At 58.9% G+C, this 14361-nt stretch carries 10 protein-coding genes, 1 tRNA gene and 1 other RNA gene; 2 read left to right on the forward strand and 10 right to left on the reverse strand.

The genetic code is table 11. The features are described 5' to 3' along the window. Nucleotides 1–271: 271 nt before the first annotated feature. The 3 genes from ACOH1Z_RS09985 to ffs form a co-directional block, all read right to left on the reverse strand. Nucleotides 272–1393 carry an acetate/propionate family kinase gene (locus ACOH1Z_RS09985; protein WP_449648345.1) on the reverse strand — a complete coding sequence of 374 codons (1122 nt, stop codon included), beginning with the start codon at nt 1391–1393 and terminating at the stop codon, nt 272–274. After that, entirely contained in the window at nt 1390–3606 is a 2217-nt protein-coding gene (gene pta, locus ACOH1Z_RS09990) for a phosphate acetyltransferase (RefSeq protein WP_449648346.1), read from the reverse strand. The genes ACOH1Z_RS09985 and pta overlap by 4 nt, the downstream gene beginning before the upstream one ends. Before the next feature lie 78 nt (nt 3607–3684). Then, an RNA gene (gene ffs / locus ACOH1Z_RS09995) (signal recognition particle sRNA small type) lies at nt 3685–3781 on the reverse strand. A gap of 144 nt (nt 3782–3925) precedes the next feature. Between ffs and ACOH1Z_RS10000 the strand changes: the two genes are divergently transcribed. Both ACOH1Z_RS10000 and ACOH1Z_RS10005 read left to right on the forward strand, forming a co-directional pair. After that, nucleotides 3926–4010: transfer RNA gene (locus tag ACOH1Z_RS10000), tRNA-Ser, on the forward strand. Nucleotides 4011–4058: 48 nt separating this feature from the next. After that, complete coding sequence (locus tag ACOH1Z_RS10005) at nt 4059–4715, forward strand: hypothetical protein (protein WP_449648347.1); 657 nt, start codon at nt 4059–4061, stop codon at nt 4713–4715. Between the two features lie 202 nt (nt 4716–4917). On the opposite strand, the gene ACOH1Z_RS10010 is transcribed toward ACOH1Z_RS10005, so the two are convergent. The 7 genes from ACOH1Z_RS10010 to ACOH1Z_RS10040 all read right to left on the reverse strand — a co-directional run bounded on the left by ACOH1Z_RS10010 (nt 4918) and on the right by ACOH1Z_RS10040 (nt 14292). Beyond that, nucleotides 4918–5847 (reverse strand): carbohydrate ABC transporter permease, encoded by a 930-nt coding sequence (locus ACOH1Z_RS10010; protein WP_449648348.1) that lies wholly within the window; start codon nt 5845–5847, stop codon nt 4918–4920. Next, entirely contained in the window at nt 5844–6734 is an 891-nt protein-coding gene (locus tag ACOH1Z_RS10015; protein WP_449648349.1) for a carbohydrate ABC transporter permease, read from the reverse strand. Before ACOH1Z_RS10015 ends, ACOH1Z_RS10010 begins: the two co-directional genes overlap by 4 nt. Before the next feature lie 77 nt (nt 6735–6811). Further along, nucleotides 6812–8083 (reverse strand): ABC transporter substrate-binding protein, encoded by a 1272-nt coding sequence (locus ACOH1Z_RS10020; protein ID WP_449648350.1) that lies wholly within the window; start codon nt 8081–8083, stop codon nt 6812–6814. 272 nt (nt 8084–8355) lie between these two features. Beyond that, nucleotides 8356–10242: a helicase HerA-like domain-containing protein gene (locus ACOH1Z_RS10025; protein ID WP_449648351.1), complete on the reverse strand. Its 1887-nt coding sequence runs from the start codon at nt 10240–10242 to the stop codon at nt 8356–8358. 80 nt (nt 10243–10322) lie between these two features. Beyond that, nucleotides 10323–10964, reverse strand: a complete 642-nt coding sequence (locus ACOH1Z_RS10030; protein ID WP_449648352.1) for a phosphatase PAP2 family protein — start codon at nt 10962–10964, stop codon at nt 10323–10325. A 112-nt stretch (nt 10965–11076) separates the two neighbouring features. Continuing rightward, complete coding sequence (locus ACOH1Z_RS10035; RefSeq protein ID WP_449648353.1) at nt 11077–12306, reverse strand: multidrug effflux MFS transporter; 1230 nt, start codon at nt 12304–12306, stop codon at nt 11077–11079. Between the two features lie 135 nt (nt 12307–12441). Further along, on the reverse strand, nt 12442–14292 hold the full coding sequence (locus ACOH1Z_RS10040) for an ABC transporter ATP-binding protein (RefSeq protein WP_449648354.1): 1851 nt from the start codon (nt 14290–14292) through the stop codon (nt 12442–12444). Nucleotides 14293–14361 lie beyond the last annotated feature (69 nt).

Here is a 14361-nt window from a genome sequence, read left to right on the forward strand (position 1 = left end):
AGGGCTCCCCGGGGGAGGCGAGCCCTGCACGCGCTCGATTCTCAAGACACGACAGACCGGGCCCCTGTGGTTGCGCGCCGCGGCCGCTGTTGTGCCGAGTAGTTAACGATCCTGCAGTTGTGAGATCACTCGTATGCCGGAATGGTTGGTTCCCCTAAACCTCATTCCTTTCGGCTTACTCAACGCTAGGGCGCACGCGGAAGGCGCACAAGGCACCCAAACCGGGCACACGAAAGACGCTGAGTGCGTCGGATACCCAACGCAGATCTACCTAGAGATTCGACGCAGCGACCGATTCGCGGGCGATCTGAAGTTCCTCATTCGTCGGGATCACCAGAATTTTCACCGGTGAATCGGATGCCGAAATCACGCGCTCGCTTCGGCTCGCTTGAGCGTTGGCTTCAGGATCGATCACAATCCCTAGCCCTTCGAGACCCTCGACGGTTGCGAGGCGCGTGTTCGGATTGTTCTCTCCAACGCCTGCCGTGAAGACGATGGCATCTGCACCGCCAAGCGCCACCAGGTACGCGCCGAGGTAGTGACGAAGGCGGTGGTAGTAGACGGCGAGCGCAGCCTTGGCGCTCTCGTTTCCTGACTCCGCGGCTGACTGCACGTCGCGCATATCGCCGGTTCCGGTCATTCCCAGCAGGCCGCTTCTACGGTTGAGGAGTTGATCCAATTCGGGCACAGTCATTCCGGCGCGACCGAGGTGGAAGAGCGCCCCGGGATCGATATCGCCCGACCGTGTTCCCATGACGAGTCCCTCGAGTGGCGTCATCCCCATCGAGGTATCGATACTGCGACCGCCGTCGATGGCGCACGCCGATGCACCATTGCCGAGGTGAAACACGATGAGTTTGAGTTCACTCAGTTCACGGCCGAGGAGCTCCGCTGCCCTGCCAGCCACGTAGCGGTAGGACGTGCCATGAAACCCGTACCGGCGGATGCCGTGCTCCCGGGCAACGTCAGCGTCGATTGCATACGTGTAGGCCTCGGGCGCAAGCGTGCCGTGAAATGCGGTATCGAAGACGGCAACGTGGGGAACAGCTGCGAAGGCAGCTCGCGCAGCACGAATGCCCTTCAAGTTTTCCGGGTTGTGCAACGGCGCGAGCACCGAAAGTTCGTCAAGCCGCGCCTCGATCTCATCGGTGATGACGGTAGCCGCAGTGAACTCCGCTCCCCCGTGCACCACACGATGACCAACGACTGCCGGATGCTCGTTCCCGAGCTCCGCCAAAATCTGTCGCATCCCATCGTCGTGGTCTGCCGCTCCCCCACCGCTTTCGCCGATGCGTTCCACGATGCCGCCGTTGTAGACGGAGCCGGATTCGGCATCCAGAAGTTCCCATTTGATGGATGAAGAACCCGAGTTCACGACGAAGACCGTTGTCACGAGTGCTTGCCTGCTTTTCGGTGCGTGTTGGACTCGGTGCCGGTCGCGGCGGTGGTGCCGGTCGCGGCTGAGGTCGCAGTCACGGCTGCAGTCGCCTTAGCGGTCGCGGCGGTTGCCTCAACTTGGGCGGCAACCCCTTGAGCCTGAATCGCGGTGATTGCAACGGTGTTCACGATGTCTTGCACAAGCGCACCCCGCGAGAGATCGTTGATGGGTTTGCGGAGGCCCTGCAGTACTGGCCCGATGGCAACCGCTCCGGCACTGCGTTGAACAGCCTTGTAGGTGTTATTGCCGGTGTTGAGATCGGGAAAGATGAAGACCGTAGCTCGGCCGGCGACTTCTGAGTCTGGCATTTTTGATTTGCCAACCGCAGCATCCACTGCCGCGTCATATTGGATGGGCCCATCGACGGCCAGATCTGGTCGGCGTTCGACGACGAGAGCTGTCGCCGCGCGAACCTTGTCGACATCTGCACCACTGCCAGACGACCCCGTCGAGTACGACAGCATCGCAATGCGCTGGTCAATCCCGAACTGTGCGGCCGTCGCAGCCGACGAGATTGCGATGTCAGCGAGCTGGGCGGCATCCGGGTCAGGGTTCACGGCACAGTCGCCGTAAACCAGCACCCGATCTTCGAGACACATCAAGAACACACTCGACACGATTGAGACATCGGGCTTGGTTTTGATGATTTCGAAACTCGGACGGATCGTATGGGCCGTTGTATGGGCTGCCCCAGAAACCATGCCGTCTGCCAGCCCCAAGTGCACCATCATGGTGCCAAAGTAGGACACATCGGTGACCGTCTCGCGGGCGACCTCCATCGTCATGCCCTTGTGGGAACGCAACTTCACATACTCGGTCGCAAAGCGTTCGCGTAGTTCCGCATCACAAGGGCTCAGGATGCTCGAAGCCGAGATATCGAGACCAAGCTCAGCGGCCCGACCGCGGATTTCTCCCTCGTCTCCCAGGATCGTCAGCTTCGCGACGCCGCGACGCAACAACGTGCTCGATGCCCGAAGGATGCGGTCATCTCCGCCTTCAGGAAGAACGATGTGTTGCCGATTCTGTCGTGCACGATCGAGCAACCCATATTCGAACATGAGGGGTGTAACCACCGTTGACGGGTGCAGATCGAGTCGCTGCACAAGCACCTCGGCATCAACATGCTGCTCAAACAGGGCAAGAGCGGTGTCGAACTTGCGGGGCGAATCTGCCGCCAAACGCCCCCGCGTCTTCGTAATAATGCGGGCCGTGTCATAGGTGCCGAATCCGGTACGAATAACCGGCAACGACAAATCGAGACCATCGATGAGAAGTTCGATCTGCGGCAACAGGTCAAACCCGCCATTTAGGATGATGCCAGCCAACGACGGGAACGTCTCAGACGCATGCGCCATCAGAGTCGCTAGCAGCACATCCGATCGGTCGCCGGCAACCACAACAACCGAACCCTCGATCAATCGAGTAAGAACGTTCTCCATCGTCATCCCGGCGACAACCACGCCGAGAGCCTCACGCAACAAAAGTTCGCGATCGCCCTTGAGCAGCTCACCATCGACCGCCTCCAGTAGCGATGCCAGACTCGGAGCAATCAAGAAAGGGTCTTCAGGGATCGCCCACACCGGGGTATCCCCACCGACCGCAGCACTCACCCCGGCGATAATCTCCGGCAGTTGCTCTGGATCAGAACGGTTGACCACCACGCCAACTAATTGTGCGAAAGCGGCATCAAGTTCCTGATGGGCAATCGCATAAACCTGAGCAAGGTCGTCTGGGGTACGGCTCTCGCCATCCTCAGACTGACCCCCCAAAACAAGGAGGACCGGGGCTGCCAGGTTCGCCGCGACCCGCGCGTTGTACGACAATTCAGTCGGGCTGCCAACATCCGTGTAATCAGAACCGAGAATCACCACGATGTCGCATTGCGCTTCGACTGCTTTGAACCGCTCAATGATGCGGCTCAGTGCGGCTTCGGGATCGGCATGTACATCGTCATAGCCAACGCCAACAGCATCGTCATAACTGACATCGACAGCATCATGGCCAAGCAACATCTCAAGCACATAGTCTCGCTCATCGCTGGTTCGCGCGACGGGCCGGAATACCCCGAGCCGTGTCGCTTCACGACTGAGCGTGTCAAGCAGACCGAGGGCGATGGTGGACTTGCCAGCGTGGCCCTCGATGGAAGTAATGTAAATGTTCCTCGCCACCGCTTCAGACTACGCGGCGAACAGGAAACGGGCCCGAAAATCCTCCCCGGCACAGAGAAGAGGAGTCCGTGACGGAAAAGAAAAGACCCCTCGCGCACCCGCCAGAGCCCGGTTACCCTTGCTACGTTTCCGTCCTGGGGGAGTTGGCCTGGATGGCGCCACGCGAGGAGCCGAAACCAGTCTACCCAAATCTTTGGCAGCCCGCGATCGCCCGTGGCAGACACAACGGTTGCCGCGACGCGCGCCCGATTACCGCTGAACGGTTCACCCCGTTATGATCACATGAGGTCGTTTGCGCTATCGCGCGTTCGATTCGCCAGGAGAATTCGCCTAGTGGCCTATGGCGCACGCTTGGAAAGCGTGTTGGGTGCAAGCCCTCGGGGGTTCGAATCCCCCATTCTCCGCTCTAACCCGTTGTGATCGCGATTTGCGAAAATACGAAGGGAACGCCGTTGCCGCACGAGATCGACAGCAGCGCACCTTTGCGAAATGACTTGCGTCGTCGACTCGGGCCACCAATATCCCTCTTTCGCCGCGGTTTGTTTGCTGGGCTCGCTTTCACCATTCCGGTATTCGGCGTGCTCTACACCCTCACCGTGCCCAACGGCCCGTGGCTAGCTGTTGCTCTAACCCACGTTGCGGCCATAGTCGCGGCCGTTGCGGCATCCGTCTCTTACTTTCGCAGTGCAATCTGGATTGGTCCTGCTTCACCGATGGTGACTGAGCGTGGGTTTTTCTTCGGACGACTCACCCACTTCGCTAAATCCGATGCTGTCTCACTATTGCGGGCAGAGGTTTATACGAGTGATGGCTCAGAGACGCGCCCGCAAATGGTCATCTTGGGCGCGAACAATAAGCGCCTGCTTCGCATGCGCGGCCAGTATTGGACCCAAGCAGATATGGATGTTGTTGCTGCAGAATTCGACGTTCCCGTCGTCACCATTCCCGGCGCAGTCTCTACCGGTGAACTCCGTGAGGACCACCCACACGCCCTCTACTTCATGGAGCGCCACCCGGTCTTCGTGGCTATCATCGCGGTCGGGGGCACCGTCACTACGGCGGCAATCCTCATGGGTGTGCTCGCGCTCATCCGTTCCATCACTGCCTAGCGGAGCAGCGCCCATAGCGCACGGTGCATAGCAGCCCACTCCGCGTAACGACACCTGTCGCTTGACGGATCACGCCGCTTGACGGGTCACGCCGCTTGACGGATCACGCCGCTCAACGCGTCACGCCGCTTAACGACAAATGCCGCGGTACCGCCACCGCCGAAGCGAATGTCGATACCGCGGCACTCTGCCGTACGGGGAACTAGCTCTTGACTGACCCACTCATGAGTCCGCCGATGAAGTACTTTCCGAGCACGATGTACACGACGAGTGTTGGCAGCGATGCGAGCAGCGCACCAGCCATTGCAGCACCGTAGTTAGCGAGCTGGGCACCCTGTGCCAGGTTGTTGAGCGAGAGCGACACTGGCCCCTCGTTCTGGTTAGACAGGAACAACGCGAACAAGAAGTCGTTCCACGCCGAGGTGAACTGCCAGATGATGGTCACAACGAAGCCAGGCAGCGACAGTGGCAACACGATGCTGCCAAAGGTGCGCAACATCCCGGCACCATCCATGCGCGATGCTTCCATCAACTCGTGCGGAATGCTCGCGTAGTAGTTGCGGAAGATCAGCGTACAAATCGGCAGACCATAAATAACGTGAACAATCAGCAGGGTCGAAATATCGCTCGGCAACCCCAACGTTGTCTTCATCTGCACCAGCGGAGTCATGATCGCCTGGTAAGGAATGAACATTCCGAACAGGATGACCGTGAACACGATGTCGGCATACGGGAAGCGCCAGCGGGCGAGCACGAAACCGTTCATTGCGCCCAAGAATGAGGCGATGAGTGCGGCAGGAATCGCCAACAAGAAGGTGCGACCAATGGATGCCGAAAGCGCATTCCACGCGAGCGACCAGTTGTCGAAACCGGTGGGTCCGCCCTCGAGAGCGGGTTCCCAGGGCCAACGAACGGGTAGTCCCCATGAGGTTGCCGGGTTTACATCCTGTGGTGGCTTGAGGCTCGTGACGATAAGCACGTAGACGGGCATGAGCACAACGATCAGGAACAGTACGAGGAACACGTACTTGATGGTGCGACTCACACGCTTACGGTTGCGGAGCGTCGAATCTCCCGGCATATCCATCTTGCTTGAGATGCGAGGCTTCTTGGTTTCAGTAGTGACGCTCATCGCTGCTTCCTCTCTGAACGAGCCGTATAGATGAGGTAAGGAACGATCAGTACGGCGACGAAGAGCAACAGGATTGTCGCGATCGTTGCGGACTTTGCATAGTCGTTAGCGGTGAGAGCAACCCACAGGTAGGTTGCGGGAACCTCTGTCTGGTAGATCGACTTCGTGATCGCCATAATGAGGTCGAAGACCTTGAGCGACATGTGGCCAACGATGATGAGGGCTGAGAGCGCGACGGGGCTCAGCTGGGGGAAGATCACGTAACGGTAGAGCTTCCACTCGGTTGCGCCATCCATGCGGGCTGCTTCACGCAACTCCATCGGGATTCCGCGGAACCCGGAGAGGAACAGCGCCATGACGTAGCCGGCAAGTTGCCAGATCGCGGGCAGGGCGATTGCCGCCATGCCCCAACCCGGTTCACTCCACCACGCGTTTTGGAGAAAGTCGAGACCCATGATCTCGAAAATGCGGTTTAATCCGGATGCGCGATCACCCTCAGCGCTGTTGAGCAACCAGCGCCACACGACACCGGATGCCACGAACGAGATGGCCATCGGGAACAGGAACACCGAGCGGAAGACACCCTCAGCGGTAACGCCCTTGTCGAGCATCCACGCCCACAAGAAGCCGAAAAGCATGGTTCCACCGATGAAGAACACGGTGAAGACACCGAGGTTTTGCAGCGAGTGGATGAAGCGCTCTTCTGCGAAGAGAGCGAAGTAGTTGTCGAGACCAACGAACTCGGTCGCCGGCACAAGACTGTGCCGGTTGCTGAGCGACACCGAAATATTAGCTCCGATCAAGCCATACACGAATACGCCTATGACGATGATCGTCGGTGTGATCAGTAGGAGCGGTGGCCCCCAGTTTTTATAGCCCTTTTTCACGCGCAAGCTCCTCGGTTGCCACGGTAGAAGTGGGTGGGAGCATTACTGCCCCCACCCACCATGTCTCGTTGTGCTAGTTAGCCCTGAGCCTTGTCAGAAGCTGCGACGAGTCCGGAAAGCAGCGATGCTGCGTCGCGGTCGGCACCGAACTTACCAATGGCCGAGGAGATGTCTCCCGACCAAGCAATGCTTGCTGCTGCACCGTGTGCGAGCGAGCTAACAACGGTGTCTTCACCGAACGACTTGATAGCGGTCTGCTGGTACGCGGGGTAGTCAGCGGCAACCGTGTCAGTACGTGCCGGGATCGAACCCTTAGCAAGGTTGAATGCCTTCTGGCCCTCAGCAGAGCTGATGGTCGTCAACCAGTCAATGGCAGCTGCTTCGTGAGGAGCGCCTACCGAGAGAGTGAACGAGTCAGCGAGGAAGTCGAAGACTCCGTCGGTGCCGGGAGTTGCCCAAGTGGTGTACTCATTGTCGTAAGTCCAGCCAGCCTGCTGGAACGCAGACTCGGCCCAGTCACCCATGACGTTGTAACCAGCGTTGCCGTCAAGAACGATTTGCGTTGCAGCATCCCAGTCGAGACCAGCAAAGTCACTGTTGGTGTATTCGAGCAGGTCGCCATAGTGGCCGATCGCAGTTTCTACTCCTGCGTCGTCCCAAGCGGTGTCGCCGGTCCAGAGTCCCGAGTAGCCGTCTGCGCCGAGGTCAGCGATGAGAACGTTTTCGAAGAGCTGCATCTGAGTCCACTCGGTACCGAGTGCGAGAGGCGTCTCGACTCCGGCAGCCTTGAGCTTCTCGAGGTCTGCAAGCCACGCGTCGATGTCAGCGGGGGCAGCCATCGGGTCGATGCCGGCATCCGTGAGCACCTGAGTGTTGGCCCAAACGACATTGGCACGGTGGATGTTGCTGGGGACGGAGTAGATGGCGCCGTCAACGGTGAGGCGTTCTACGAGGCTCGCGGGGAAGACGTCGGTGAGCCCGTTGTCTTCATAGAACGAGCTGAGGTCTTGAAGTTGACCGGCGTTGATGTAGTCCGTGAGCTCGGCTCCGGCGTGGGCCTGGAACGTGTCCGGCGGGTTGTTAGCTTCGAGACGTGATGCCAACGCAGCCTTTGCGTTGGAGCCAGCGCCGCCAGCTACCGAAGCATTGATGAACTCGTCATCCGGGTTTTGCTCTTGGAATACCTTGACGAGAGCGTCGAGGCCGACCTTTTCAGATCCTGATGCCCACCAGGTGAATACCTCAACCTGGTTAGCGTTTTCCGGGTCTGACCCGGTGTTGCTTGAGCAGCCCGCGAGAACGAGGCCCAAGGCCACCGCCCCAGCGATAATGGAAAGTGGCTTACGCATTCTGTGTTCCTCCATTGGAAAGTGAGTGCTGTTCCGTTCAAGAAGTGAATCGGACCTTGCCCAGTAAACTGCGAACCGTTGAGTTTGACAAGTGAACGCAACCAGTTTTAGCGAAATTGGATGATCACAATTTGGCAACAGCGAACGGCATGGGCCGGCCCCACACCCCACTTCTCGCACGAATTGCCGCCGAGAACCCCAGAAACGCGGGGGTATGGCACCGCGTACTGGAACGGAAACAACTCGCGAATGCGCCAAACGGCGCGCTCGCTCTAGCGCCTCTTGAGCGTAGAAAAAATCCCGCGAAGAACCTCTCGCACTACCGTCTGTCCAGTTCGTGAACCCAAGACGCCTTCCAAAACGTTCGGTTGTTTGCGCGTCGAGGTGCGCTGAGTGGTGCGCGTCGACGACTTTGGCGCAGTCTTTTTGTTCATGTCCTTGAGCGCGCGCTCATACTCTGCCTGCACTTTGGCCTGCTCCTTGGCAGTCGCTTTCGCCACCTTCTCTGCCTCTTCGGCCGCCTCAACCGCGGCATCCGCTTCGGCGGCAGCATTCATCTTCACTGCCAAGATCTCGCGCGCAGATTCCCGATCAACCGCAGTGCCATAGGTCACCATCAACGGTGAAGCCGCAACCGCTGCCTCCATAACACCCGCAACCGTCGGAGACATTGAGCCTCGAGGTGCGCGAAGACGAGTCCAGGCCACCGGAGTGGGTGCACCCTTCTCGTTCATCACCGTGATGATTGCTTCACCAGTGGCCAAGCTTGTTAGCACCTCACCGAGGTCATAGCCTGAGGTCGGATAGGTCGACACAGTCGCTTTGAGCGCCTTAGCCGAATCCGGAGTGTGCGCTCGTAACTGGTGTTGGAAACGCGAACCGATCTGCGCGAGCACGTCACTCGGAACATCCTTCGGCGTCTGCGTCACGAAAACCACGCCAACACCCTTCGAGCGAATCAACCGAACTGTTTGAGTGATCGAGTCGATGAAATCCTTTGACGCGTCATTGAACAACAAGTGCGCTTCGTCGAAGAAGAAGACGAGCTTGGGCTTATCAATGTCTCCCACTTCGGGGAGGTCATTGAAAAGGTCAGCGAGAAGCCACATCAGGAACGTTGAGAACAGCGCCGGCTTGTCATTTACTCCCGGAATTTCGAGCAAACTCACAAGGCCTTTGCCCTCGGCAGTAGTGCGCAAGAACAACGAAGTGTCGATTTCAGGTTCACCAAAGAACGCATCAGCACCCTCGTTGGCGAAGCCAATAAGCTCACGCAGGATGACACCAGCGGTTGCCGAAGAAAGCCCGCCAAGGGTCTTCAACTCGGCTTTGCCATCGTCACTCAGCAGATACTGAACAACGGACCGCAAATCGCTGAGATCGACAAGGGGCAACCCCGCCTGATCTGCGTAATGGAAGATTAGGCCGAGACTCGACTCTTGAGTGTCATTGAGGCCGAGCACTTTCGACAGCAGCAGCGGCCCAAAACTCGACACGGTTGCGCGAATCGGAACGCCAGTGCCCATCCCGCCAAGCGTGAAATATTCGGTCGGGGATGCCGCGGGCTGCCAATCCTGACCGATCGATTCTGTACGTTCCAGCAACCGTTCGCTTGACGTCCCAGCGGTGGCAATGCCGGAAAGGTCCCCCTTGACATCGGCCGCGAAAACGGGGACACCGGCAGCCGAGAGCTGCTCAGCGAGTACCTGCAATGTCTTTGTCTTGCCGGTTCCCGTTGCGCCAGCAACCAAGCCGTGGCGATTGAGCATCGCAATAGGAATGCGCACAGGAACGTCAGAGAGAGCATCACCATTGACGAGCGCTCCCATTTCGAGCACCTCGCCCTCGAACGCATAACCGTCGCGAATCGCGCTAACTTCATCAGCACTGAGCGGGCCACTTGTCGAATTCGACGAAACTGACTTCGACACGGCCGGCTCGGGCGCTGCTGGCTCAGGCGCGGCCGCCTCAGGCGCGGCTGGCGTGGACTGCGCTGCTGGCTCAGGCGCTGCTGTCGTGGACTGCGCTGCTTCCGCTAGCGCTGCTTCCGCCTGCGCTGCCTTCGTCTCTGCAGACGCCGCCTCGGCTGCCGCGAGCGCGGCCTGTGCTTCGGCTAGGGCCTTCTTGGCTGCTTCTACTTGCGCTGCGGCATCCGTCATGTCCTGAGTTTATCGAACGGGGCCGCGAGTGCCCCTTCGGATAATGAGTCGCGGTGCGCCCGAGCTGTATCGCAACGCTGTTACCCGGTTTCGGCGGAAAGTTTTCGTGCGAACGGTGCCCACAGAATCACGGCAACGCCAACTCCGATCAGTGCACCGCCGATCGTGTCGCTGAGCCAATGAGCGCCCAAGTAGGTGCGGCTGACCATCATCAGGATCGTGTAGATAATGCCGGCGATCCAGACCCAGCGCCGTTGCAGCAAGATGATGAGCACCACAGCAAGCGTCGCCGCGTTTGCAACATGCCCAGAAGGGAATGAACCAAGATCGGACGTAACCAGAATCTCTGTTGGCCGTGCGCGACCGAAGGTGGTCTTGAGGAGTTGGACAACTCCCGCGCTCGCTGCAGCGGCTGCGATGAAATAGAACGCAGCCCATCGTCGCTTGGCAAGAAAAAACGCGAGTGCGCCACCCAAAGGAACAACGAACACACCGAACCAGCCGCCGCCGATGAAGTTCATGGCCAGCGCTGGCATTGTGAAGAGCGGGGAGCGGATATTCACGAAGTCCGCGAGCAAGAGCTGATCAAGGCTGAAGGGGCTGTTTCGCGTAGCGATGAGCACTCCGAGCACAACAGCGAGAGCAAGTGCGCCAACCCCGCTGATGAGCGGCCACAGTGCGGTGATGCGGCGCGCGTCCGCGTGAGGGAGATCGTTGTTCACTCTCCTACGCTAGCGGCGCATCCTCACAATTCGCTCTATGCGTGCCGACCCACGACTGTGCCTGGCCGCTCACGATCAGTGCTTGATCGACCTCAGAGCGATCGATCGTTTTCTACCGCGAGAGGGCGGGCACCGAGCGCGGACGTACGACGGTCCACATCACGATGATGGAGACAATCGCGGTGCTTCCCATAACGATGCCCATAGGAATCGCGTTGGTAATTCCGAACGCTCCCACAATGGGCGAGGTAAGACCGGCCAAACCGAAGTTCACGGCTCCCAGAACGGATGCTGCAGTAGCAGCCTCTCCCCCGTGATTTGCCAGCGCCAACACTTGGGTGCAGGGGAACGAGAAACCACACGCCATGACAAAGAAGAACAGAGGAATCAGCACGGTAATCAGGTCGCCGTTCACCACATCCAAGAAGACGATGGTGGATGCAGACAGCAGCAGCATGACACCAGCCCCCGCAAGGATCCACTGTGGGCCGACATACCGCATGAGGAATGCACTCGTTTGAACACCGATTACGACGCCGATGGAGTTCACGGCAAAAACAAGCCCAAAAGCTTGCGGGTCAAGACCATAGACGTTTTGTAGCAGGAATGGAGACGAAGCGAGGTAGGCGAATAGCCCGGAGAACGTCATGCCCGCAATGATTGCGGTGCCCACGAATACGCGGTCGGTGAAGAGTGACTTGTAGCGCTCACGAGTGGTGGCATGGCCGAAGTCGCGGCGACGTGCGGCTGGGAGGGTCTCGACGATGAAGAACCAGGCAGCCATCAACACGAGTGCGCCATAGATTGCGAGGAAGACAAACATTCCACGCCACGGGGTAATCAGTAGCAGTTGCGAACCGATGAGCGGGGCCAGAATCGGTGCCAAGCCCTGCACGAGCGCTAGCCGAGACAACATGCGCACGAGCGGTAAACCTCCGAAGAGGTCACGAACGACAGCCATGGCGACCACAGCGCCCGCAGCAGCGCCCATGCCTTGAATGAGCCGGAACACGAACAGCAACTCGATATTGCCGGCGAGCGCCACTCCGAGACTCGCTAACAAGTGAACGCTTGTAGCAACGATCAGTGGCAGGCGCCGACCGAGGCGATCGCTCAGCGGGCCGACAATCAGTTGACCGAGGGCAAAACCAAGCGTGGTCGCGGTAAGGGTGAGCTGCACAACGGCAGCCGTTGTCTGCAGATCTGCTTCAATCAGCGGAAATGCTGGGAGGTAGAGATCAACGGTGAACGGGCCGAGGGCAGTCAGCGCCCCAAGCACCAAAACATAGACAAGTCTTTGGCGAGCAGAGAGCGAGTCACCGGGATGAACAACGGTAGTCAATCTAATCCTTGCGTAGAGAGTGCCCGATGTGGGCGCGACAGAAAGCAATGTGTCCGCAACCCCGAGGACTATGCCAGCCTACGCCCGCTTCGACGGACTCTGCGACGCCGCAAAAGTCGGGTTAAGACACGTCAACTAGTCGGTACGGTTTTGTTCCGCATACAACCGCGAGTAGACGCCGCCCAGAGTGATGAGCTCGCTGTGGGTTCCCCGTTCCACGATCGAACCACCATCAACAACGAAAATCACGTCGGCGGAACGCACCGTCGACAAGCGGTGCGCTACAGCAATGGTCGTACGGCCCCGCGATGCAGTGTCCAGTGCACCTTGAACGGTGCGCTCCGAAATGGAATCCAAGGCACTAGTTGCTTCATCAAGGATGAGCACGCTCGGGTCCTTGAGAAGCACCCTAGCGATCGCGATGCGCTGCTTCTCCCCGCCCGACAGGCGGTAACCGCGCTCCCCGACCACGGTTGCGTACCCTTCGGGGAACGACATGATCGTGTTGTGGATATTGGCCGCGCGGGCGGCCGCCTCGAGTTGATCGATTGTGGCGTCCGGTCGTGCATAGGAGAGGTTTTCGGCGATCGTCGCATGAAAGAGGTACGTCTCTTGACTCACGATGCCAATGTTTTGGATGAGTGAGTCTTGCGTGAGATCTCGCACATCATCGCCGGCGAAAAGTACTCTGCCCTCGCTCGCTTCGTGCAGACGAGGGATCAGATACGAGACCGTTGTCTTTCCAGCACCAGACGGCCCGACAAAGGCAGCGTACTGCCCAGGCTCGATCGAGAATGAGACCGAGTCGAGAGTGGCCTTAGTGGATGCGTCAGCATCCGGATATCTAAAGGTCACGTTGTCGAACGCGACGGCGCCAAGCGCTTTGGGCCGGACCTCGTGGGCATCAGGCTTATCGGTGATGGCCGGCTTGAGGTCAAGGTACTCGAAGATGCGGGCAAAGAGTGCCGAAGATGTTTGCAGATCAAGCGCAACGCGCATGAGACCAAGCAGGGGGAACATGAGCCGCGCCTGAACTGTAGTGAAGGCAACAATTGTGCCCGCAGTGACATCGACACCATCGGTAATCAGATAGGCGGCGACGACGTAGACAATCGCGGGGATGATGGAGAGGAAGATGTTGACGGTCGCGAAGAACCATTGCCCACTCATCTGTTGGCGCACTTGAAGGCCAACCTGCTGCTCATTTTCGTCGGAGTAGCGTTCGGTTTCCACGTCTTGTTGGTTGAAGCTCTTCGACAGCAGGATGCCTGAAACACTGAGTGACTCTTGAGTGATCGCCGTCATGTTGCTCAGTGACTCTTGAGTTTTGGTGGCGATTCGCGCACGAACTTGACCGACTCGGCGTTGGGCAATAACGATGCCTGGCAGCACGATGATGGCGACGATCGTGAGCTGCCAGCTGAGAACCAGCATGCTGATGAACGCGGCGATCACTGTCACCGTATTGCCGATAACGCTCGAGACAGTGTTGTTCAATACTCCGGCGACACCACCGACGTCGTTCTGGAGTCGTGATTGGATGATGCCGGTCTTGGTTCGCGTGAAGAAAGCGAGTTCCATGTGCTGGAGTTGGTCAAAAAGCCGTACCCGAAGGGCACCCATGACCTTGTTGCCGACTGTTGCTGTGAGAAAGGTCTGCCACACGCCGAGGGCTGCGGATGCAACCCAGAGTCCGACCATGATGCTGACGAGTTGCATCAATATGGGAATGTTGGGCCCGCCAGCGGGGAACAGCCCCTCGTCGAACGCTTGCTTCGTGAGCAATGGTGGGAGAACGCTAACCGCAGCGCCAATGAGCACGAGCGTGATGGTGAGCGCTAGAGCCGCGCGGTGGGGCTCAAAGAGTTCTGCGATACGCCGCAAGAGGTGAGGAACTTTGGGGGCTGCTGCGTTGGCGGCTTTCTGTGCCGAATAGTCGCCGCCGCTGACCCGACCGCCACGATGGGGGCCACCTACTGTGCTCATAGTTCGAGACTAGTTCGCGAAAACCTCGTTAACGGCCAATCGCACAGCGCAAGAGTGCGCTGTGCGAGA

The organism is Rhodoglobus sp. (genome assembly GCF_053580035.1).

Excerpts from the sequence above, each read along its gene's own strand:
- ACOH1Z_RS10020 (WP_449648350.1), bottom strand. The coding sequence starts at position 8,083 with ATGCGTAAGCCACTTTCCATTATCGCTGGGGCGGTGGCCTTGGGCCTC.
- ACOH1Z_RS10040 (WP_449648354.1), bottom strand. The coding sequence starts at position 14,292 with ATGAGCACAGTAGGTGGCCCCCATCGTGGCGGTCGGGTCAGCGGCGGC.
- ACOH1Z_RS10025 (WP_449648351.1), bottom strand. The coding sequence starts at position 10,242 with ATGACGGATGCCGCAGCGCAAGTAGAAGCAGCCAAGAAGGCCCTAGCC.
- ACOH1Z_RS10010 (WP_449648348.1), bottom strand. The coding sequence starts at position 5,847 with ATGAGCGTCACTACTGAAACCAAGAAGCCTCGCATCTCAAGCAAGATG.